This window comes from Pseudomonas fluorescens (genome assembly GCF_004683905.1).
In the GTDB taxonomy this organism is placed as follows: Bacteria; Pseudomonadota; Gammaproteobacteria; order Pseudomonadales; family Pseudomonadaceae; genus Aquipseudomonas; species Aquipseudomonas putida_A.
In genome coordinates this window covers 364,638-385,045 of record NZ_CP038438.1, presented here as the reverse complement: position 1 = coordinate 385,045, position 20,408 = coordinate 364,638, and the positions used below count along the sequence as shown (strand labels likewise).

General features: G+C 60.0%; 21 protein-coding genes. 10 read left to right on the top strand and 11 right to left on the bottom strand.

The features are described 5' to 3' along the window. The first annotated feature begins 166 nt into the window (after nt 1-166). Together glnL and ntrC are read left to right on the top strand one after the other, a co-directional pair. A complete protein-coding gene (gene glnL / locus E4T63_RS01760) occupies nt 167-1,252 on the top strand; it encodes a nitrogen regulation protein NR(II) (protein ID WP_007961730.1) in 1,086 nt (361 codons plus the stop codon). Further along, complete coding sequence (ntrC, locus tag E4T63_RS01755; RefSeq protein WP_007961729.1) at nt 1,249-2,685, top strand: nitrogen regulation protein NR(I); 1,437 nt, start codon at nt 1,249-1,251, stop codon at nt 2,683-2,685. The genes glnL and ntrC overlap by 4 nt, the downstream gene beginning before the upstream one ends. 519 nt (nt 2,686-3,204) lie before the next feature. Here ntrC and E4T63_RS01750 read toward each other — a convergent pair. Beyond that, nucleotides 3,205-3,645, bottom strand: coding sequence for a hypothetical protein (locus tag E4T63_RS01750; RefSeq protein ID WP_135294773.1), 441 nt, complete (start codon nt 3,643-3,645; stop codon nt 3,205-3,207). Between E4T63_RS01750 and trmL the strand changes: the two genes are divergently transcribed. Continuing rightward, nucleotides 3,644-4,099 carry a tRNA (uridine(34)/cytosine(34)/5-carboxymethylaminomethyluridine(34)-2'-O)-methyltransferase TrmL gene (gene trmL / locus E4T63_RS01745; protein WP_027611265.1) on the top strand — a complete coding sequence of 152 codons (456 nt, stop codon included), beginning with the start codon at nt 3,644-3,646 and terminating at the stop codon, nt 4,097-4,099. The two genes, E4T63_RS01750 and trmL, sit on opposite strands and share 2 nt — an antisense overlap. Nucleotides 4,100-4,229: 130 nt before the next feature. Here the strand turns inward: trmL and secB are convergent, their stop codons facing one another. Genes secB through E4T63_RS01730 form a run of 3 tightly spaced genes read right to left on the bottom strand, consistent with a single transcriptional unit; the run spans nt 4,230 to nt 5,442 of the window. After that, the gene (gene secB / locus E4T63_RS01740) at nt 4,230-4,715 is read right to left on the bottom strand and encodes a protein-export chaperone SecB (RefSeq protein WP_027611264.1); all 486 of its coding nucleotides are present in this window, start codon (nt 4,713-4,715) and stop codon (nt 4,230-4,232) included. A gap of 57 nt (nt 4,716-4,772) precedes the next feature. Next, the gene (gene grxC / locus E4T63_RS01735) at nt 4,773-5,027 is read right to left on the bottom strand and encodes a glutaredoxin 3 (protein WP_003220774.1); all 255 of its coding nucleotides are present in this window, start codon (nt 5,025-5,027) and stop codon (nt 4,773-4,775) included. Nucleotide 5,028: 1 nt separating this feature from the next. Beyond that, nucleotides 5,029-5,442: a rhodanese-like domain-containing protein gene (locus tag E4T63_RS01730; RefSeq protein WP_135294772.1), complete on the bottom strand. Its 414-nt coding sequence runs from the start codon at nt 5,440-5,442 to the stop codon at nt 5,029-5,031. Between the two features lie 154 nt (nt 5,443-5,596). On the opposite strand from E4T63_RS01730, the gene gpmI reads away from it, so the two are divergent. The 6 genes from gpmI to E4T63_RS01700 all read left to right on the top strand — a co-directional run bounded on the left by gpmI (nt 5,597) and on the right by E4T63_RS01700 (nt 13,913). Beyond that, entirely contained in the window at nt 5,597-7,123 is a 1,527-nt protein-coding gene (gpmI, locus tag E4T63_RS01725; RefSeq protein WP_135294771.1) for a 2,3-bisphosphoglycerate-independent phosphoglycerate mutase, read from the top strand. Nucleotides 7,124-7,375: 252 nt separating this feature from the next. Next, the gene (locus tag E4T63_RS01720; RefSeq protein ID WP_134785220.1) at nt 7,376-8,662 is read left to right on the top strand and encodes a murein hydrolase activator EnvC family protein; all 1,287 of its coding nucleotides are present in this window, start codon (nt 7,376-7,378) and stop codon (nt 8,660-8,662) included. A 31-nt stretch (nt 8,663-8,693) separates the two neighbouring features. Next, nucleotides 8,694-10,013, top strand: a complete 1,320-nt coding sequence (locus E4T63_RS01715; protein WP_027611261.1) for a S41 family peptidase — start codon at nt 8,694-8,696, stop codon at nt 10,011-10,013. 2 nt (nt 10,014-10,015) lie between these two features. Further along, nucleotides 10,016-10,792 carry a divergent polysaccharide deacetylase family protein gene (locus E4T63_RS01710; protein ID WP_135294770.1) on the top strand — a complete coding sequence of 259 codons (777 nt, stop codon included), beginning with the start codon at nt 10,016-10,018 and terminating at the stop codon, nt 10,790-10,792. Between the two features lie 130 nt (nt 10,793-10,922). Then, a complete protein-coding gene (locus tag E4T63_RS01705) occupies nt 10,923-12,401 on the top strand; it encodes a S1 family peptidase (protein WP_135294769.1) in 1,479 nt (492 codons plus the stop codon). Nucleotides 12,402-12,608: 207 nt separating this feature from the next. Further along, complete coding sequence (locus tag E4T63_RS01700) at nt 12,609-13,913, top strand: Vps62-related protein (RefSeq protein WP_135294768.1); 1,305 nt, start codon at nt 12,609-12,611, stop codon at nt 13,911-13,913. Here the strand turns inward: E4T63_RS01700 and E4T63_RS01695 are convergent. The 7 genes from E4T63_RS01695 to E4T63_RS01665 all read right to left on the bottom strand — a co-directional run bounded on the left by E4T63_RS01695 (nt 13,894) and on the right by E4T63_RS01665 (nt 19,705). Beyond that, nucleotides 13,894-14,649, bottom strand: a complete 756-nt coding sequence (locus E4T63_RS01695; protein ID WP_098966748.1) for a substrate-binding periplasmic protein — start codon at nt 14,647-14,649, stop codon at nt 13,894-13,896. The genes E4T63_RS01700 and E4T63_RS01695 overlap by 20 nt on opposite strands. A gap of 73 nt (nt 14,650-14,722) precedes the next feature. Then, on the bottom strand, nt 14,723-15,493 hold the full coding sequence (hisF, locus tag E4T63_RS01690; RefSeq protein ID WP_007909211.1) for an imidazole glycerol phosphate synthase subunit HisF: 771 nt from the start codon (nt 15,491-15,493) through the stop codon (nt 14,723-14,725). 9 nt (nt 15,494-15,502) lie between these two features. Continuing rightward, on the bottom strand, nt 15,503-16,240 hold the full coding sequence (hisA, locus tag E4T63_RS01685) for a 1-(5-phosphoribosyl)-5-[(5-phosphoribosylamino)methylideneamino]imidazole-4-carboxamide isomerase (protein WP_096796693.1): 738 nt from the start codon (nt 16,238-16,240) through the stop codon (nt 15,503-15,505). A gap of 42 nt (nt 16,241-16,282) precedes the next feature. Continuing rightward, a complete protein-coding gene (locus tag E4T63_RS01680) occupies nt 16,283-16,543 on the bottom strand; it encodes a DUF2164 domain-containing protein (RefSeq protein WP_003220751.1) in 261 nt (86 codons plus the stop codon). Further along, nucleotides 16,544-17,182 carry an imidazole glycerol phosphate synthase subunit HisH gene (hisH, locus tag E4T63_RS01675; protein WP_027611254.1) on the bottom strand — a complete coding sequence of 213 codons (639 nt, stop codon included), beginning with the start codon at nt 17,180-17,182 and terminating at the stop codon, nt 16,544-16,546. Then, complete coding sequence (gene hisB / locus E4T63_RS01670; protein WP_007909204.1) at nt 17,182-17,775, bottom strand: imidazoleglycerol-phosphate dehydratase HisB; 594 nt, start codon at nt 17,773-17,775, stop codon at nt 17,182-17,184. The genes hisH and hisB overlap by 1 nt, the downstream gene beginning before the upstream one ends. Before the next feature lie 265 nt (nt 17,776-18,040). Continuing rightward, entirely contained in the window at nt 18,041-19,705 is a 1,665-nt protein-coding gene (locus E4T63_RS01665) for an OFA family MFS transporter (protein WP_103368307.1), read from the bottom strand. Nucleotides 19,706-19,928: 223 nt separating this feature from the next. On the opposite strand from E4T63_RS01665, the gene E4T63_RS01660 reads away from it, so the two are divergent. Then, a complete protein-coding gene (locus tag E4T63_RS01660; protein WP_135294767.1) occupies nt 19,929-20,333 on the top strand; it encodes an acetyl-CoA sensor PanZ family protein in 405 nt (134 codons plus the stop codon). The last annotated feature ends 75 nt before the right edge of the window (nt 20,334-20,408 follow it).

Below are 20,408 nucleotides of genomic sequence, written 5' to 3'. Positions count from 1 at the left end.
TTGGTTCGAAACTTCCCGTTCGAGCTGGCACCCTGCCACTCAAACGAGCGTCAAACGCCTGTTTCACGGGTTGAACGCTTCTTTTCGGAGCCTTGGTTTGGTTTTTGCATTTTCCGTTTAACGACGCCTGCTTCTTGCGCACGCTCCGCCCCCAAAAGAGGCTCCGATGACTATTAGCGACGCAATCCACCGTTTGCTGCTCGACAACCTGACCACCGCCACCATCCTGCTCGACGCCGAACTGCGCCTCGAATACATGAACCCGGCGGCCGAGATGCTGCTGGCCATCAGCGGTCAGCGCAGCCATGGGCAGTTCATCAGCGAGTTGTTCACCGAGTCCACCGAGGCGCTCAACTCGCTGCGTCAGGCGGTCGAACAGGCACACCCTTTCACCAAGCGCGAAGCGATGCTCACTGCCCTCACCGGCCAGACCCTGACCGTGGACTATGCGGTGACACCGATCCTCAGCAACGGCGCGACCATGCTTCTGCTTGAGGTGCACCCGCGTGATCGCCTGCTGCGGATCACCAAGGAAGAGGCGCAACTGTCCAAGCAGGAAACCAGCAAAATGCTGGTGCGCGGCCTCGCCCACGAGATCAAGAACCCGCTCGGCGGCATCCGTGGCGCCGCGCAATTGCTGGCCCGCGAATTGCCGGAAGACAGCCTGCGCGACTACACCAACGTGATCATTGAAGAGGCCGACCGTCTGCGCAATCTGGTCGACCGCATGCTCGGCTCGAACAAGCTGCCGTCGCTGGCATTGTGCAACGTTCACGAAGTGCTCGAACGCGTCTGCCAACTGGTCGAAGCGGAAAGCCAGGGCTGCATCACCTTGGTGCGCGACTACGACCCGAGCATTCCCGACGTATTGATCGACCGCGAACAAATGATTCAGGCCGTACTGAACATCGTGCGCAACGCGATGCAGGCGATCAGCAGCCAGAACGAGCTGCGTCTGGGCCGCATCAGCCTGCGCACCCGGACCATGCGCCAGTTCACCATCGGCCACGTCCGTCATCGCCTGGTGACCAAGATCGAGATCATCGACAACGGCCCGGGGATCCCTGCAGAACTTCAGGAAACCATCTTCTTTCCCATGGTCAGCGGCCGCCCGGACGGTACCGGGCTGGGCCTGGCCATCACCCAGAACATCATCAGCCAGCACCAGGGCCTGATCGAGTGTGACAGCCACCCCGGCCACACCACGTTCTCGATCTTTCTGCCACTGGAACAAGGAGCCACATCGACATGAGCCGTAGTGAAACCGTGTGGATCGTCGATGACGACCGTTCTATCCGTTGGGTTCTGGAAAAGGCCTTGCAGCAGGAAGGCATGACCACGCAGAGCTTCGACAGCGCCGATGGCGTGATGAGTCGTCTGGCCCGTCAGCAGCCTGATGTGATCATTTCCGACATCCGCATGCCGGGCGCCAGTGGCCTCGACCTGCTGGCACGTATCCGCGAACAGCACCCACGGCTGCCAGTGATCATCATGACCGCGCACTCCGACCTCGACAGCGCCGTTGCGTCTTATCAGGGCGGCGCTTTCGAATACCTGCCGAAGCCGTTCGACGTCGACGAGGCGGTATCGCTGGTCAAGCGCGCCAATCAGCATGCGCAAGAGCAGCAAGGCCTGGAAGTGGTGCCGGCGCTGACCCGCACCCCGGAAATCATCGGCGAAGCGCCGGCGATGCAGGAGGTGTTTCGCGCCATCGGCCGCTTGAGCCACTCCAACATCACCGTGCTGATCAACGGCGAATCCGGTACCGGTAAAGAACTGGTGGCCCACGCCCTGCACCGCCACAGCCCGCGCGCGGCCTCGCCGTTCATCGCGCTGAACATGGCGGCGATCCCCAAGGACCTGATGGAATCTGAGCTGTTCGGCCACGAAAAAGGCGCATTCACCGGCGCGGCCAACCTGCGTCGCGGGCGCTTCGAGCAGGCTGACGGCGGCACGCTGTTCCTCGACGAAATCGGCGACATGCCGGCAGATACCCAGACCCGTTTGCTGCGGGTGCTGGCGGACGGCGAGTTCTATCGCGTCGGCGGCCATGTCCCGGTCAAGGTCGATGTGCGGATCATTGCCGCGACTCACCAGAATCTGGAAACCCTGGTGCATGCCGGGAAATTCCGTGAGGACTTGTTCCACCGCCTCAACGTGATCCGCATCCACATCCCGCGCCTGTCGGACCGTCGCGAAGACATTCCGACCCTGGCCAAGCACTTCCTCAGCCGCGCCGCGCAAGAACTGGCGGTGGAGCCGAAGCTGCTCAAGAGCGAGACCGAGGAATACCTGAAGAACCTGCCATGGCCGGGCAACGTGCGGCAGCTGGAGAACACCTGCCGCTGGATCACCGTGATGGCCTCCGGGCGCGAAGTGCACATCAGTGACCTGCCACCGGAACTGCTGAGCCTGCCGCAGGATTCGGCGCCAGTGACCAACTGGGAGCAGGCGCTGCGCCAGTGGGCCGATCAGGCGTTGGCCCGAGGCCAGTCGAGCCTGCTCGACAGCGCGGTGCCGGCGTTCGAGCGGATCATGATCGAGACCGCACTGAAGCACACGGCCGGTCGCCGGCGTGATGCGGCGGTATTGCTCGGCTGGGGGCGTAATACCCTGACGCGCAAGATCAAGGAATTGGGGATGAAAGTGGACGGTGGGGATGATGATGAGGGGGATGAGGGCTGATCAACCACGCCCTCTGTGAGAGTGGGCTTGCTCACGAAAGCGCTGTTCATGAAACGTATCAGTGACTGACGCGACGCCTTCGCGAGCAAGCCCGCTCCCACAGTGGTCCCGCCGTGCACCAACCTAATGCACTTTGACCCGTGATCGGGCATCGCAACCTGTGCAAAAACCATCCAGGCAAGACTGAAAAAACCGGCCAGTAAAAACTCGAAAGCCCCGATTTACGGGGCTTTGGTGCATTTGAGGGATTTTTCTGTTTCCAAATACTAAAACTGGCACGCCGCCTGCAATAACCCTCACAGGTGATTCGATTCACCACCCGTTTCGGGGACCTTGGTACAGGCAGGCCGGGGATTCCCCTCTTTACACCGGGTTCAAACCGCAACGCGGCGAACCCACCCTTTTGGGATCCTTGGTACAGGCAGGCCGGGGGTTCCCTCTTTACACCGGACCGACGCTCTCAGCGAAGTCCACCCCGTTTTGGGAACCCTGGTACAGGCAGGCCGGGGATTCCCGCTTTTATTGCTCCCGGAGATGGATCTCCAGCCGCCAGCGGTCATCGACCTTGCTCCCGGCCCACTCCCCTTGCAGCGGCCGCGCCGCCAGCACCGTCAGCAACAGCCCACCGTCACTCAAGCGCGTTCGCCAGTTCACGTCCTTGCCGTTGAGCTTCAGCTGACCCTTTTGCGCCTTGCCCTCTGCCTGAAACAACAGGGCCACGGTGCCATCGATGATTTCACCGTGCAGCTTCGGTTCGTTGCTGAACCACACCACCAGGCCGTCACCGGTCACGTCGACCTGCTGCAGCACACTGGGGTCCGGCGTGGTCAGGCGACCGATCATCAAGCCGACCATCACGCCGACAATCGCCAGCGAACCGATCACCCGCGGGAATAGTTTCGAACGCGGGTCGGCTTGCGGCGTAGAATGCGCGTCATCTTTACCTTCGGAGCCGTGCATGTTTCACGTCATCCTTTTTCAACCAGAAATTCCGCCGAACACCGGCAACGTTATCAGGCTGTGCGCCAACAGCGGCTGCCACCTGCATTTGATCGAACCGCTGGGTTTCGAGATGGACGACAAGCGCTTGCGCCGGGCCGGTCTCGACTACCACGAATATGCCACGTTGCAGCGCCACGCCGACCTCGCCAGTTGCCTGGAAAGCCTCGGCAACCCACGGCTGTTCGCGTTCACCACCAAGGGCTCGCGGCCGTTTCACGACGCCGCGTTCGTCCCGGGCGATGCGTTCATCTTCGGCCCGGAAAGCCGTGGCCTGCCGGCGGAAGTGCTCGACGCCCTGCCCGCCGAACAGCGCCTGCGCCTGCCGATGCGTGAAGGCTGCCGCAGCCTGAACCTGTCCAACACCGTGGCGGTGGCCGTGTACGAAGCGTGGCGGCAGAACGACTTCAAATAACACCGGATAACAAATGTGGGAGCGGGCTTGCTCGCGAAGGCGTCGGATCAGATGACATTGATGTCGCCTGACACTGCGCTTTCGCGAGCAAGCCCGCTCCCACATTGGACTTGCGTCGTCGCTCAGATACTTACTGAACGGTCGGCGTCTCGCCAGCTTCCTGCATGCGCTGCAGCTCTTGCGCGTACAGGGCGTCGAAATTCACCGGCGCCAGCATCAGGGCCGGGAACGAACCACGAGTCACCAGGCTGTCCAGGGTTTCGCGCGCGTACGGGAACAGGATGTTCGGGCAGAACGCACCCAGAGTGTGGCTCATCGAAGCCGCGTCGAGGTTCTTGATCAGGAAGATACCGGCCTGTTGCACTTCAGCGATGAAAGCCACTTCGTCGCCGTTTTTCACGGTCACGGACAGGGTCAGTACCACTTCGTAGAAATCACCTTCCAGTTCTTTCTGACGGGTGTTCAGGTCCAGGCCGACGGTCGGGTCCCACTGCTGGCGGAAGATCGCCGGGCTTTTCGGGGCTTCGAAGGACAGATCGCGTACGTAGATGCGCTGCAAGGAGAATTGCGGTGCGGTTTCTTCTTCGCTGGCTGCAGTGTTCTGTTGGTCAGTCATCTCAGATCCTTTCTGATCTTGGGTCTTTTAGGGAGTGCTGTACGTGGGTGCAGCCGTTCAGGCCTTGAGCAGCGCGTCGAGCTTGCCCGCGCGCTCCAGGGCATACAAATCATCACAACCGCCGATGTGCTTTTCGCCGATCCAGATCTGCGGCACGGACGTGCGTCCGGCCTTCTGGCTCATGGCAGCACGAATCTGCGGCTTGCCATCGACCTTGATCTCTTCGAAGGCCACACCTTTGTTCGCGAGCAATTGCTTGGCTCGCATGCAATAAGGGCAGTAGTCGCTGGAGTAGACGATGACTTCGCTCATATCACTTCACCAGCGGCAGGTTGTCGCCTTTCCAGCTGGAGATCCCGCCGGACAGCTTGGCGGCAGTGAAGCCGGACTTCATCAGCTCGCGAGCGTGGGTGCCAGCGGTCTGGCCCAGGGCGTCGACCAGAATGATGGTCTTGGCCTTGTGCTTTTCCAGCTCGCCGGTACGTGCAGCCAGCTTGTCTTGAGGAATGTTGATCGCGCCAACGATATGACCGGCGGCGTAATCTTTCGCCGGACGGATGTCCACCACCACGCCTGCGTCCTTGTTGACCAGTGCGGTCAGTTCGCCGGTGCTCAGGCTTCTACCGCCGCCCTGCATCGTGTGCGCCAGCAGCAGAGCCAGCAGTACGACGAAGATACCGACAAGAATGTAGTGGTTAGTGGCAAATTCAATCAGGTGAGCAACCATCGAAGGAGGTTCCAGGGCGTTAAAATGTCGGCCAGTATACACAGCCACTATGGTGGGCCAAACCCCGTCCGGCGGTGACGTGGTCGGAACTAAGCATTAAACTCGCCACTCCCTTTTCCATCGCCCTCTTCTTTATTAGCCACGAGTGGATTCCATGACTACCACGCCTAAACCTTTGGTCCTGATGATTCTCGACGGCTTCGGTCACAGTGACAGCCACGAATCCAATGCCGTGTATGCGGCGAAGAAGCCTGTGCTCGATCGTCTGTGGGCCACGGTGCCGAACGGCCTGATCTCGGGCAGCGGCATGGACGTTGGTCTGCCGGACGGCCAAATGGGCAACTCCGAAGTCGGCCACATGAACCTCGGCGCCGGGCGCGTGGTGTATCAGGACTTCACGCGCGTGACCAAAGCGATCCGCGACGGTGAGTTCTTCGACAACCCGACCATCTGCGCCGCCGTGGATAAAGCCGTGGCCGCCGGCAAAGCCGTGCATTTCATGGGTCTGCTGTCCGATGGCGGCGTGCACAGCCACCAGGATCACCTGATCGCCATGGCCGAACTGGCCTTCAAGCGCGGCGCCGAGAAAATCTACCTGCACGCCTTCCTCGACGGTCGCGACACGCCACCGAAAAGCGCCGCGTCCTCAATCGAACTGCTCGACGCGACCTTCCAGGCGCTCGGCAAGGGCCGCATCGCCAGCCTCATCGGTCGCTACTTCGCGATGGACCGTGACAACCGTTGGGACCGCGTATCTCAGGCCTACAACCTGATCGTTGACGGCAACGCCGAATTCAACGCCGCCACCGCTCAGGAAGGCCTCGACGCCGCCTACGCCCGTGGCGAGAGCGACGAATTCGTCAAAGCCACCACCATCGGCGAGCCGGTCAAGGTCGAAGACGGCGACGCCGTGGTGTTCATGAACTTCCGCGCCGACCGTGCCCGCGAACTGAGCCGCGTATTTGTCGAAGACGATTTCAAGGAATTCGAGCGCACGCGCCAGCCAAAAGTGCAGTACGTGGGCTTGACCCAATACGCCGCCAGCATCCCGGCCCCGGCGGCTTTCGCTCCGGGCAGCCTGGAAAACGTGCTTGGCGACTATTTGGCGAAAAACGGCAAGACCCAGCTACGCATCGCCGAAACCGAAAAATATGCGCACGTGACCTTCTTCTTCTCCGGCGGCCGCGAAGAGCCGTTCCCGGGTGAAGAGCGCATCCTCATCCCGTCGCCGAAAGTCGCCACCTACGACCTGCAACCGGAAATGAGCGCACCCGAGGTCACCGACCGCATCGTCGACGCCATCGAGCATCAGCGTTACGACGTGATCGTGGTCAACTACGCCAACGGCGACATGGTCGGCCACAGCGGCGTGTTCGACGCTGCGGTAAAAGCCGTGGAATGCCTGGACACCTGCGTCGGCCGTATCGTCGAAGCTCTGGAAAAGGTGGGTGGCGAAGCGCTGATCACCGCTGACCATGGCAACGTCGAAAAAATGGCCGATGAAGAAACCCACCAGGCGCACACCGCGCACACCACCGAGCCGGTGCCGTTCATTTATGTCGGCAAGCGTGACCTCAAGGTCCGTGAAGGCGGCGTACTGGCGGACGTCGCGCCGACCATGCTGATGCTGTTGGGTCTGGAGAAACCGGCGGAAATGACTGGTACCTCGATTCTGGTCTGAACGAATCCATAAAACGCCGCAAAACCCTGTAGGAGTGAGCCTGCTCGCGATAGCAATCTGACAGTCGACTACTCTGTTGAATGTGAGAACACCATCGCGAGCAGGCTCACTCCTACATTTGTCTATGGTGGCTTCAAAGATTATTTTCAGCTGTATCTCCAGCCAGTTATCACACAAGCCCAATTGGGCGTTTTTTTTGCAGCCTCGGGCGGGCATACTAGGCCGTCCATTACCCTGGTGCCGCCCGCCTCTATGCTCCGCGTCCTGATCGCCCTCGCTCTGACCTGCCTGCTCCAACCGGCCTTCGCTGACGAGCGCGCGCAAACCCAACAGCAGTTGGATGCCACGCGTCAGGACATTGCCGAGCTGAAAAAGCTGCTGGGCAAGCTGCAGGAAGAAAAATCCGGTGTGCAGAAAGAGCTCAAGGGCACCGAAACCGAGATGGGCAAGCTCGAGAAGCAGGTCGACGCCCTGCAGAAAGAGCTGAAGAAAAGCGAATCCGAGCTGCAGCGACTCGATGCGGAGAAAAAAAAACTCCAGAGCGCGCGCACTGAACAGCAGCGACTGATCGCCATCCAGGCCCGCGCGGCCTACCAGAATGGCCGTCAGGAATACCTCAAGCTGCTGCTCAACCAGCAGAATCCCGAGAAATTCGCCCGCACCCTCACCTATTACGATTACCTGAGCCAGGCCCGCCTGGAGCAGTTGAAGAACTTCAACGAAACCCTGCGCCAACTGGCCAATGTCGAAAAAGACATCGCCATGCAGCAGGCGCAATTGCTGGTGCAGAAAAGCAGCCTCGACAGCCAGCGCGACGAGCTGGAAAAAGTCCGCAAGGAACGCCAGCAAGTCCTCGCCAAGCTCAACGATGACGTGAAAGCCCGCGACCAGAAACTGGCCGCCCGCGAGCAGGATCAGGCAGACCTGTCTAAAGTCCTTAAAACCATTGAAGAAACCCTGGCCCGTCAGGCCCGTGAGGCAGAAGAAGCGCGGCAGAAAGCGCTGATCGCCCAGCAGGAAGCGGAAAAAAAGCGTTTGCGTGAGGCGCAGGCTGAAAACAGCGACGCCCCACGAAAAACCGTCAAATCAACCCCCGGCGCGCTGGTGTCCAGCAGCGGTGAGACCTTCGGTGGCCCTTTTGCTGCAACCCGGGGAAAACTTCCGTGGCCGGTTGATGGTCGATTGCTGGCACGCTTCGGCGAAAGCCGTGGCGACGATGCCCGCACCAAGTGGGATGGTGTGATGATCAGCGCCGCTGCCGGCAGCCAAGTGCATGCCGTGCATGGCGGGCGCGTGGTGTTCGCCGACTGGTTGCGTGGCGCCGGGCTGCTGGTGATCCTTGATCACGGCAATGGTTATCTGAGTCTTTACGGTCACAACCAGACACTGCTCAAGTCGGCCGGTGACGTGGTAAAAGCCGGTGAGTCGATCTCCACTGTGGGTAACAGTGGCGGTCAGGACACACCAGCGCTGTATTTCGCAATTCGTCAGCAGGGTCACCCGAGTGATCCGGCGCAATGGTGTCACGCGCAAGGATAAGCGCGTCGCCTAATTCAGGAGTTCGTTCGACATGCTGCATTTGTCCCGCCTTACCTCGCTGGCCCTGACGATCGCTCTGGTGATCGGCGCGCCTCTGGCGTTCGCCGCTCAACCGGCTCCGGCCGTCGCCCCGGCAGGCACTGCCGCGACCGCCAAGGCACCGTTGCCGCTGGAAGAGTTGCGCACCTTTGCCGAGGTCATGGACCGGATCAAGGCGGCGTATGTCGAGCCGGTGGATGACAAGACCCTGCTGGAAAACGCGATCAAGGGCATGCTCAGCAACCTCGATCCGCACTCCGCGTATCTCGGCCCTGAAGACTTCACCGAACTGCAGGAAAGCACCAGCGGCGAATTCGGCGGCCTGGGCATCGAAGTCGGCTCCGAAGACGGTTTCATCAAGGTCGTCTCGCCGATCGACGACACCCCGGCGTCGAAGGCTGGCATCCAGGCCGGTGACTTCATCGTCAAGATCAACGGTGCGCCCACTCGCGGCCAGACCATGACCGAAGCCGTGGACAAGATGCGCGGCAAGATCGGTCAGAAAATCACCCTGACCCTGGTGCGCGACGGTGGCACGCCGTTCGACGTGACCCTGGCCCGCGCCGTGATTCAGGTGAAGAGCGTCAAGGCGCAGCTGCTGGAGTCGGGCTACGGCTACATCCGCATCACCCAGTTCCAGGTCAAGACCGGCGAAGAGGTCTCCAAGGCCCTGGCCAAGCTGCGCAAGGACAACGGCAAGAAGCTCAACGGCATCATCCTCGACCTGCGCAACAACCCGGGCGGCGTGTTGCAGGCGGCAGTGGAAGTGGTCGACCACTTCATCAAGAAAGGCCTGATCGTCTACACCAAAGGCCGGATCGCCAACTCCGAACTGCGCTTCTCCGCCACCGGCAAGGACGAAAGCGAAGCGGTGCCGATGGTCGTGCTGATCAACGGTGGCAGCGCCTCCGCTTCGGAAATCGTCGCCGGCGCCCTGCAGGATCAGAAACGCGCGGTAGTCATGGGCACCACCAGTTTCGGCAAAGGCTCGGTGCAAACCGTGCTGCCGCTGAACAACGACCGCGCGCTGAAGATCACCACGGCACTGTACTTCACGCCGAACGGCCGCTCGATCCAGGCCCAGGGCATCGTCCCGGACATCGAAGTGCGCAAGGCCAAGATCACCAACGAAGCGGACGGCGATTACTTCAAGGAAGCCGACCTGCAAGGCCACCTGGGCAACGGCAACGGCGGCGCGGACAAGCCGACCGGTTCCGGCACCAAGGCCAAGGCCATGCCGCAGGATGACGATTACCAGTTGGCCCAGGCCCTGAGCCTGCTTAAGGGCTTGAGCATCACGTCCGGCCGTTGAGGATGTCTTTGCGTTTGCTCTTCGTCCTGCTGTGCTGTCTGGCGGGTGCTGCTCACGCAGACCCCGCCAGGACGCCACCGCCAAAAGCCTACCTGACGCTGATCATCGACGACCTGGGGCAGAACCTGCCCCGGGATCGCCGTGTGCTGGCCCTGCCCGGCCCGGTGACCACGGCGATCATGCCCGACACCCCGCACGCCACCGAATTCGCCCGCGAAGCCCATCGCGCCGGCAAGATCGTGATCCTGCACATGCCGATGGATCCGGCCACCGGTCCGTACGCCTGGCACCCCGAACTGCCGCTCGAAGAGCTGCAAAAGCGCCTCGACGCCGCGTTCAAAATGGTCCCTTACACCGCGGGCATCAACAACCACATGGGCAGTCGCATGACCGCCCAGCCGGTGGCGATGGCGTGGCTGATGGGTGAGTTGCAGCGTCGGCACAAGTTCTTCGTCGACAGCCGCACCAGCGCGCAGACCGTGGCGGCGCAGCAAGCACAGAAGATCGATCTGGCGAGTGTTTCGCGCGATGTGTTTCTCGATGACGAACGCACCGAAGCCGCCATTTTCAACCAGCTGCAGACGGCGATCAGCCTGGCCCGCAAGCAGGGCTCGGCAGTGATGATCGGCCACCCTTACCCGCAGACGCTGGCGGTGCTGGAACGTGAATTGCCGAAGCTCAAGGCGCAAGGCATCGAGTGGATCGATATCAAGCAGATGATCAGCGTGCGGAGTAACAAAGCGACAGCTGCACACGGGAAAAATGGAATTTATCGTTAAGCTATCAACTGATTAAATTCTCATAAGCCTCTACGTCCAAAATAAGCAGCAATAACTTATAGAACCGACTCAAACCTAACTGTCTTATTCTGCGCCAGTCTTGCACCCATATATTAGCCAAGGACTGGCCATGAACTTTAAATATATCCACCCAAGCTTTTTATTACTGACTGCCTTCTCACTTCCTGCCTGTTCCAGCCCTGTCGATTACGGCAAGGGCGCTGAAAACTTCTCACCGTCGCAACACCTGACTAACAAAGATGGCGAAAATAACCACTGGATGGGAATCGGTGAGTACAAAAGCCGCGAGCACGGCTCCTGCACCGCCTTCCTGATTGATACAAACAGCTCTCGACCGTCCGATTCCGCCTATGCACTGACCAGTGCGCACTGCGTGGGCAAGGAAAACGGGGTCATGCGAACAGATGCCCCTATCGAAGCCAGCATTACCTTCAACAACTTCATCGATACGACTGCTGCCTCAAGGGCTGTGCCTGTGAAGAAAGTAGCCTGGAGCAGTATTCAGGGTGTCGACCTGGCTCTGTTGGAGCTTGGGGTATCACAGGGCGAACTTCTGGCTCAGGGCATCACGCCCATGAAACTGGCCCGGCAGGCGCCGGCAGAAGATAGCGACATTCTGATTGTGCACAAACCCGTTGGCTCTCCATTACAAATGTCCGCCTGCACCCACATGCCCTCCCCGGCGATTTTCGAAAAGCCTTGGGTTTGGCGGCATACCGTCAGCAACCAATGCAAAGATATTGCTTCCGGAAGCTCGGGGAGTCCGGTCATCGCTCGAGCGACCAACGAGGTCTATGGCGTCCTTGGGACCTTGGCTCACCATCTGACGCCGCTGCCTGGATACGGTCAGATGCCGAGCGGCAGTTACGGCAGTCCCACCTCGGTTTTCAACAACTGCTTTATCGATGGCAAACTCAATACGGATCCGCAGGTGTGCGAATTATTTCCGGCAGCCTCTATCAGACTGCCTGCCCAACTGCCAACGCATGCAAAGATCAGCGTAAACGCTCAGGGCAACTACGTTTATCCAGAATGGAACTTTGAAATAACCGCCAGCACCCGGTTTATCCGGACCAAACGCACGTCGGACCCGGTCGAATGCGAAGTTCCGCAAGACTACAGCCAGCCAATCACCACCGGCACTGCGCCGACTCGATTAAATGTTCCGATGGGACCTGAAACCGGGCCTAGCAACCTTTGCATCATCGCCACAAACAGTACTGAGGACATATTACCCGCAGGCATTTATCGCAATGCCGTCACTGTTCCCACTTATCTGGTTGATGCGGGCCCGACGCCTGTTCCGACCATAGAGACTTCGTTTAACAAAGAGATAAACAGGGCGCTGATTCTGTGGCCGGAACGCAAGAACGAGGGTCTTGATCGATACGAGGTAAAAGGCGGCCTTGCTGAAAAAGTCAGTTGCGAAGACCCGCAGGGTTATAGGCATGTGACTTCCAATTGGCTACGCCCGCAAAGCAACTTCCCCCTCAAACTCTGCGTTTACGCTGTCGACCCCAACAATCAGCGCTCAGAATTGAAGGAATACATCCTGGAATGGGAAGCGCTCAAAAACAGCGCCCCCTGAGCTGATCAGTGACGTCGGCCTTGTGCTTCTGCATCAATAGGCAAAACAGGAGCGCAAGGCTGCCCATGGCAAGGAACGGTTTTTTTGGAAATAACTGGTCACGACGTCATACATAGTTACCGCCAGAGACCGGTTGCGATTACCGATAGTGAGACCTGCAACGGGTCGCGACTCCCTTGAGTCGCCGTTCAACTATCAGGAGTGACCATGACCATTCATGACCAGGCCGCAGCACCATCCAGGCAAATCGAGCCGATCCGACACGACAATCTGCTGATCCATTTCACCACGGAATTTCACCGGATCTGGGACAGCACCGGCTCGCGGGCTAAACCCGCAGCCTTCTGGCGCCCGACTCCGGCGCCGGATGTATTGCCGGGCTATTTCCCGCTCGGCGACGTGTTCGTCGCCGGGCACGACAACATTAACGGCAGCACCGTGGTAGCTGTGGTTTGTGAAGCCGATGCACCCAGTGCAGATCCGGCCAGAGGCCCGGCATTAAGGCGCCCGGAGGATTTCGAACTGATCTGGAAAGATTCCGGCTCAGGCTCGAAGAAAGACGGTGCCGTATGGCGACCGATCGCCCCGCAAGGCTATGTGGCCATGGGCGCGGTCTGCTCCAATGATCACGAAAAACCTTCACTCAACGCGGTTCGCTGTGTACGGGCCGATCTGGTGATCGCCTCGGACGTTGGCGAACTGATCTGGAATGACAAGGGCAGCGGTGCCAGACAGAGTTTCAGCGCCTGGAGCGTCACGCCGACGAATGCGCCGCCGGGAGAGATTCATTTCGCACCAGGCACCTTTGTTGGGGCAAGCAGTTTCAACCGGCCAGAGAGCAATGTCGGTGCCTATTCACTACGGATGCAGATCGCGCCACTGATCCAGTCATCGCCACAGCTGCCGATGCTCTTGGCAGCGGATGCCCCCGAAACCAAGGGAGCGGCCACCCTCGCCCAAGTCATCGAGCTGCCATGGTTCGTGGTCAAGGATGACTTGTCGCCAATTGATCAATTACGCACCACGCCGTTTTATCGCCTGGAAAGAACCGACCAGTACTATTTGGTTGGGAGCGGACACAACACAGGCGAGGAGGCACGGGCTTTCAAGTGGACTGCGCAGCGGCTGCAGAATCCGAAGACGCTGCGTCTGTTCACTCAACTTACTGCGATCAGTTTTGTGAGCCCGTGGGCAACGAAGGCAGACGCTCCTCCGTCACTCCCATTCTCGGCAAGACTGGACAGCCAGTTCACTCACAGCGAGACGTCAACCAGTGGCTGGCAGACTTCATTTGTTACCCATGTGATCGCGATGGCCGGCAAAGGCAAATTTGTCGCGGTTTATCAGTTGGAGAGTTTCTACGAGCTGCGTCGTGCTGACGGCTCGCAAGCGGGGATCAATCTGGCTTACACCCAGAACGATAACCTGAGTCTGCTGCAGTATCCGCCGCAAGAATGCACCCACCAGGCAACGGACAAGTCGTTGCCGACGGCTACAGATAGCGCCCCATGATCTCGTCGACAACCCCGTCCTTGCGCATCTGATCCAGCGCCGCCTGCAGCCTGGCGACCGTTGCGTCCGACACATCCTTGTTCAGCGCCAGATATAACTCGGCGCTGTTGAAGCGCAACACGGTCTTGAGTCCAGTGACCCCGTCCTGCCGCGCCAGATAACGCCCGGCAGGATCACCCGTGGCCCACAGGTCGATCTGGCCATTGACCAGTTTTTTCGCGTTGTCCTGATCGCGCAGAACGACCGTAGGCTTCAAGCCCTGCTTGGCCAGCGTCTCGGCAATCGCATCGCCCTTGTAGGCGCCGATCTTGTATTTGCGCGCATCGTTGAGGGTGTCGAGGGTGATTTTGCTGTCGGCCCTGGCCAACATGATCCAGTCGTCCGGACCGATCGGGCCGACCCATTTGAACAGGTTTTCGCGGTCCGGCAGGCGGGCCATCACGAAGGCGCCGTAACCGGGGTTTTCCAGCGCCAGTTTGTAGACGCGCTCCCATGGGAAGCGCAGCGTCAGGCTATAGGTGAGCCCGGCGCGCTTGAACATTTCGCGCACGATGTCGGCGGCAATGCCGTTGATGTTCTCGCCCTTGGCGAAATTCTTGCCGTCTTTCGCCATGTTGTAGGGCGGAAAGTTTTCGGTGAGGAGCACCAGATCGGTGTCGGGACTGTTTTCGGCCCGCGCCGTGTTGAGCAACAACACAGAGGCACTGGCGAGAACAAGAAGCAGGCGTTTGATCATGTCGGGCTACCGGAATCCATGGCGTGCCCAAGAGTGCCTTGGGTACGCCATGCTGTCCACTGGCCTGTACGGTTTAGCGCATCACGATGCCGCGTTTGGCCATGTACGCTTTCGCTTCCTGCACGGTGTATTCGCCGAAGTGGAAAATACTCGCCGCCAGTACCGCGCTGGCGTGGCCTTCGAGGATGCCGTCGGCCAGATGCTGCAGATTGCCGACGCCACCGGAAGCGATCACCGGAATGCCCAGCGCATCGCTGATCGCGCGGGTCACGCCGAGGTCGAAGCCGTTTTTCATGCCGTCCTGATCCATGCTGGTCAGCAGGATCTCGCCGGCACCCAGGCCTTCCATCTTCTTCGCCCACTCGACTGCATCGAGACCGGTCGGCTTGCGCCCGCCGTGGGTGAAGATTTCCCAGCGCGGGGTTTCGCCCGGGCCGGAGACTTTCTTCGCGTCGATGGCGACGACGATGCATTGCGAGCCGAAATGCTGCGCCGCTTCGCCAACAAACTCCGGATTGAACACCGCTGCGGTGTTGATCGAAACCTTGTCCGCACCGGCATTGAGCAGGTTGCGAATGTCCTGCACGGTGCGCACGCCGCCGCCGACGGTCAGCGGGATGAACACCTGGCTGGCCATGCGCTCGACGGTATGCAGTGTGGTGTCGCGACCATCGACGCTGGCGGTGATGTCGAGAAAGGTAATCTCGTCGGCACCCTGCTCGTCATAACGACGGGCGATTTCCACCGGGTCACCGGCATCGCGGATGTTCTCGAACTTCACACCTTTGACGACCCGGCCGTTGTCCACGTCCAGGCAAGGGATGATGCGTTTGGCCAGCGCCATGGTCAGTCCTCAGCCTTGGTACGCATCGCAGAAAGCTTGCGCTTCGGCGACGTCGAGGGTGCCTTCGTAGATCGCCCGGCCAGTGATTGCACCGATGATGCCCGGCGCCTTGGCGTCGAGCAGCGACTTGATGTCACCCAGATTGTGGATACCGCCGGACGCGATCACCGGGATCTTCGTCGCTGCCGCCAGTGCAGCGGTGAACGGTACGTTGCAGCCCTGCATCATGCCGTCTTTGGCGATGTCGGTATAAACGATCGACGATACACCGTCAGCTTCGAACTGCTTGGCCAGATCGATGACCTGCACGGTGCTGATTTCAGCCCAGCCGTCGGTGGCGACGAACCCGTCTTTGGCATCCAGGCCGACAATGATCTTGCCCGGGAACGCGCGGCAGGCTTCAGCGACGAACGCCGGATCTTTAACGGCTTTGGTGCCGATGATCACGTAGCTGACGCCCGCCTTGACGTAATGCTCGATGGTTTCCAGCGAGCGGATACCGCCACCGATCTGGATCGGCAGGTTCGGGTAGCGCTTGGCGATTGCGGTGACCACTTCGCCATTGACCGGCTGACCTTCGAATGCGCCGTTCAGATCGACCAGATGCAGACGACGGCAACCGCCCTCCACCCACTTGGCAGCCATGCTCACCGGGTCCTCGGAGAACACTGTGGAATCTTCCATGCGGCCCTGGCGCAGACGTACGCAGGCACCGTCTTTAAGATCGATAGCGGGAATAATCAGCATCTGGCAAACCTTCAAATTTGAATGTTCAGCTTGGCTCGGAAATCAGTTTTTCTCGAGCGCCCACAGGTCGCTTTCGATGCTTTCAAACCGCTCTTTGAGGTGGGTCTGCACATCGAAAATCGCCCTGTTGTAATAGTGCGGAGCAATTTCGCGGGTAAACAACTCAAGAATTTCCGCCGCCTCGAACGAACCCAGGTCAAGTTCGAACCGATCCTCCATGAACCGCTGGATCTTGCGGTTGGCCTCGTTCTCCTGTTCGGGAGTGAGGGTCAGGATCGGCGGTTTGGACTTCTTGGCAGCCATTTACCAGCGACCGTCCCACGCGGCGAAGTTCTGCAGCAATTGCAGGCCATGGGTATGGCTCTTCTCCGGGTGGAATTGCACGGCGAAACGCGAGCCTTCGGCCAGCGCTGCAGCGAAATCGACCCCGTAATGACCGCTCCCGACTACCTGCCGCGCATTGGCGGCAGCGATGTAGTAGCTGTGCACGAAGTAGAAACGCGCCATGTCCGGAATGTCGTGCCACAGCGGGTGGCTGACCTTCTGCTGCACTTCGTTCCAGCCCATGTGCGGGACTTTCAGGTGCTCGCCGTCTTCATGCAGGTCTTTGCCGAAGAACTTCACGGCGCCCGGGAACAGGCCGATGCAGTCGACGCCGTCGTTCTCTTCGCTGCTGTCGAGCAAGGCTTGCATGCCGACACAGATGCCGAGGAACGGACGATCCTGACTGACTTCACGCACCAGCGCGTCGAAACCGAGGCGACGGATCTCCGCCATGCAATCGCGGATCGCACCAACGCCCGGGAATACCACACGGTCGGCTTCGCGGATCACGTCGGCATCGCTGGTGATCAGCACCTTGCCGGCACCGACGTGCTCGAGGGCCTTGGCCACCGAGTGCAGGTTGCCCATGCCGTAGTCGATAACTGCAACCGTCTGCATTACAGGACGCCTTTGGTCGATGGCATTTGCCCGGCCATGCGCTCGTCCAGCTCGACGGCCATGCGCAGGGCGCGGCCGAAAGCCTTGAACACGGTTTCGATCTGGTGGTGGGTGTTGGTGCCGCGCAGGTTGTCGATGTGCAGGCTGACCAGTGCGTGGTTGACGAAGCCCTGGAAGAATTCCTGGAACAGGTCGACGTCGAAGCCGCCCACGGTGGCGCGGGTGTAGGGCACGTGCATCTGCAGGCCTGGACGGCCGGAGAAGTCGATCACCACACGCGACAGCGCTTCATCGAGCGGCACGTAAGCATGACCGTAGCGACGGATGCCTTTCTTGTCGCCGATGGCTTTGGCGAAGGCCTGGCCGAGGGTGATACCGACGTCTTCCACGGTATGGTGGTCGTCGATATGCAGATCGCCCTTGCATTCAATATCCAGGTCGATCAACCCGTGACGGGCGATCTGATCCAGCATGTGCTCAAGAAAAGGAACGCCGATATCGAATCGGGCCTTTCCGGTGCCATCAAGGTTGATCGAGGCTTTGATCTGGGTTTCCAGAGTGTCGCGCTCGACAGACGCCTTACGTTCGGCCATCACCAGCTCCGCAAAATCATTGGGCGAAAAAGGCAGCCATTATAGGCACGCGGGGCCGAAACAGAAACACGCGACGTGAGATGGCTGACGGATAGAACGCCCGGCTGTCGCGGGTAGACATGTCCATACAAGCCATTACAGGCACCCCAAAACAACTGTAGGAGTGAGCCTGCTCGCGATGAGGACCTCACAGTCAACATTTCTGTCGACTGTCAGACCGCTATCGCGAGCAGGGCTCACTCCTACAGGGGTATTACGTTTTTACTTAGTGAAACAGTACCGCCGTCTTCTGCAGGGTCACCCACACGCCCCACGCCAACGGAATACCCACCACCAGCCACGCGGCGATTGCCAGTGGCTTGCTGCCCGGTGCGGCTTTCCACTCCAGCACGGTGCTCGCATCAGCACCTTTGTCGTGACCCAGTGCCTGTTCGGCAGCCAGCTCAGCGTCGGTCATGAAGTACTTGTCGGCCACCGGACGCACCAGCAGGTTGCACAGGAAACCCAGCACCAGCAGGCCCGCGAGGATGTACAGGGTGATGTCGTAAGCGGCCGCGCGTTCCACGCCGATGCTCAATTGATACTCACGCAGGTAGTTCACCAGCACCGGACCGAGCACGCCGGCGGCCGCCCAGGCAGTCAGCAGGCGACCGTGGATCGCACCGACCATTTGCGTGCCGAACAGGTCCGCCAGATACGCCGGAACGGTCGCAAAACCACCGCCGTACATCGACAGGATGATGCAGAACGCCGCCACGAACAGCGCTACGTTGCCCAGATGGCCCATGTTCGGGATCAGTGCGTACAGGGCAAAACCGAGGGCGAAGAACACGAAATAGGTGTTTTTGCGACCCAGGTAGTCCGAGAACGAGGCCCAGAAGAAGCGGCCTCCGATGTTGAACAGGCTCAGCAGACCGGTGAAGCCGGCAGCAATCGCGGCGATCGAAGCCAGTTGCCCGGCGTCCAGTTGACCGAACGGCACGTCGACGCCCAGCAGCTTGCCGCCGAACACTTCCTGCAGCAGTGGCGAAGCCATGCCGAGGATGCCGATACCGGCCGATACGTTCAGGCACAGCACCAGCCACACCAGACGGAACTGCGGGGTTTTCCACGCCACATTCACGTGCACGTGACGGTGAGTGATCATTGCGTTCGAGGCTTTCTTCGCCGGAGCGGTCCAGCCTTCAGGCTTCCAGCCGGTTGGCGGCACGCGGTAGGCCAGGGCGCCACCGATCATGAACACGAAGTAGATCGCCGCCATGGCCACGAAGCTCTGCCAGACGCCGACACCGGCAGGCGAAGCGAAGTGGCTCATCAGCGCAGTCGCCAACGGTGCACCGACCATCGCGCCGCCACCGAAACCCATGATCGCCATGCCGGTCGCCATGCCGCGCTTGTCCGGGAACCACTTGATCAGGGTCGAGACCGGCGAAATGTAGCCCAGGCCCAGACCGATACCGCCGATCACCCCGGAGCCGATCCACATCAGCCAGATCTGGTGGGTGTAGATACCCAGTGCAGAGATCAGCAGACCGCCGCACCAGCACAGTGCCGATACCACACCGGCCTTGCGTGGCCCGGCGTGTTCCAGCCAGCCACCCCAGATCGCTGCCGAGCAGCCGAGGAAGATGAAGAACAGGGTGTAGATCCAGCCGAGCATGGAGATCGGCCAGTCGCATTGCGAAGAGAAGACCTGAGCGATGAAGCTCATGTCCGGTGCGCAAGCCACCGGAGCCGTGACGCCCAGCGCCTTGGACAACGGCAACCAGAACACCGAGAAACCGTAGGCCATGCCGATGCACAGGTGGATGGCCAGAGCGGCCGGTGGAACCAGCCAGCGGTTGAAACCGGGCTTGGCGATGATGCGTTCCTTGGACAGGAACGCAGGCTGGTCGGCGCGAAGGCCGTCCGCCGTGATGCTCGTGCTCATTGTGTATCCCCCAATTATTAGTATGGTTCGCCAGCCACTGCTCACCCTCGGCCTTTATGCACGCAGGCATGACCGTTTTTTCGGGTGAAGCTCCTTGAAGGCGCGACGTTAAGTCGCAGAAGGACGGACGAACCGGCGAAGGTTACCATTTGCACGTGACAGAAAAACCAAACTGATATCACCTTTTTCATGTCATCTGATCTCGCCCCCTCAGGAAAAAGCCATGCCGATCGCTGTCCAAGCGTTGAACGATGCCAGTTACCAGGATCAACAGGACCTGCAAAAAATCTATCGTGACGCTCCACAATGGCTGTTCGCACCGTATTCCGGGGACGCTCAACTGATCGAAAACAGCCTGGCTGACGGCTCTTTGATTGCAGGACGTTTCAACGATCGCCTGCTCGGTGCAGCACGCCTGACAAGGCACGACAAGGTTTGGTACTTGTCACATTTGTGTGTACGAAAAGTCACCCGGCGCCGTGGGGTAGCCGAGAGACTGGTGAACCAAGCACAGAAAATGGCGTCGCAAGCGGGTGCCCAACTGCGCCTGCTGGCACCGGCCGGACACCTTGAAATCCAGGCGCTGGCCGCCAAATTGCAATTGCCGCTGGACGTGATCGCGACATGACAGCGCCCCGAACCGGGCGGATGCAGCGCTATACTCCCCGGCTAATTTACGAATTCGACTAACTACAAGGACTCG

Coding starts and splice junctions, on each gene's coding strand:
- glnL (WP_007961730.1), top strand. CDS start 167: ATGACTATTAGCGACGCAATCCACCGTTTGCTGCTCGACAACCTGACC.
- ntrC (WP_007961729.1), top strand. CDS start 1,249: ATGAGCCGTAGTGAAACCGTGTGGATCGTCGATGACGACCGTTCTATC.
- trmL (WP_027611265.1), top strand. CDS start 3,644: ATGTTTCACGTCATCCTTTTTCAACCAGAAATTCCGCCGAACACCGGC.
- E4T63_RS01750 (WP_135294773.1), bottom strand. CDS start 3,645: ATGCACGGCTCCGAAGGTAAAGATGACGCGCATTCTACGCCGCAAGCC.
- secB (WP_027611264.1), bottom strand. CDS start 4,715: ATGACTGACCAACAGAACACTGCAGCCAGCGAAGAAGAAACCGCACCG.
- grxC (WP_003220774.1), bottom strand. CDS start 5,027: ATGAGCGAAGTCATCGTCTACTCCAGCGACTACTGCCCTTATTGCATG.
- E4T63_RS01730 (WP_135294772.1), bottom strand. CDS start 5,442: ATGGTTGCTCACCTGATTGAATTTGCCACTAACCACTACATTCTTGTC.
- gpmI (WP_135294771.1), top strand. CDS start 5,597: ATGACTACCACGCCTAAACCTTTGGTCCTGATGATTCTCGACGGCTTC.
- E4T63_RS01720 (WP_134785220.1), top strand. CDS start 7,376: ATGCTCCGCGTCCTGATCGCCCTCGCTCTGACCTGCCTGCTCCAACCG.
- E4T63_RS01715 (WP_027611261.1), top strand. CDS start 8,694: ATGCTGCATTTGTCCCGCCTTACCTCGCTGGCCCTGACGATCGCTCTG.
- E4T63_RS01710 (WP_135294770.1), top strand. CDS start 10,016: ATGTCTTTGCGTTTGCTCTTCGTCCTGCTGTGCTGTCTGGCGGGTGCT.
- E4T63_RS01705 (WP_135294769.1), top strand. CDS start 10,923: ATGAACTTTAAATATATCCACCCAAGCTTTTTATTACTGACTGCCTTC.
- E4T63_RS01700 (WP_135294768.1), top strand. CDS start 12,609: ATGACCATTCATGACCAGGCCGCAGCACCATCCAGGCAAATCGAGCCG.
- E4T63_RS01695 (WP_098966748.1), bottom strand. CDS start 14,649: ATGATCAAACGCCTGCTTCTTGTTCTCGCCAGTGCCTCTGTGTTGTTG.
- hisF (WP_007909211.1), bottom strand. CDS start 15,493: ATGGCGCTGGCCAAACGCATCATCCCTTGCCTGGACGTGGACAACGGC.
- hisA (WP_096796693.1), bottom strand. CDS start 16,240: ATGCTGATTATTCCCGCTATCGATCTTAAAGACGGTGCCTGCGTACGT.
- E4T63_RS01680 (WP_003220751.1), bottom strand. CDS start 16,543: ATGGCTGCCAAGAAGTCCAAACCGCCGATCCTGACCCTCACTCCCGAA.
- hisH (WP_027611254.1), bottom strand. CDS start 17,182: ATGCAGACGGTTGCAGTTATCGACTACGGCATGGGCAACCTGCACTCG.
- hisB (WP_007909204.1), bottom strand. CDS start 17,775: ATGGCCGAACGTAAGGCGTCTGTCGAGCGCGACACTCTGGAAACCCAG.
- E4T63_RS01665 (WP_103368307.1), bottom strand. CDS start 19,705: ATGAGCACGAGCATCACGGCGGACGGCCTTCGCGCCGACCAGCCTGCG.
- E4T63_RS01660 (WP_135294767.1), top strand. CDS start 19,929: ATGCCGATCGCTGTCCAAGCGTTGAACGATGCCAGTTACCAGGATCAA.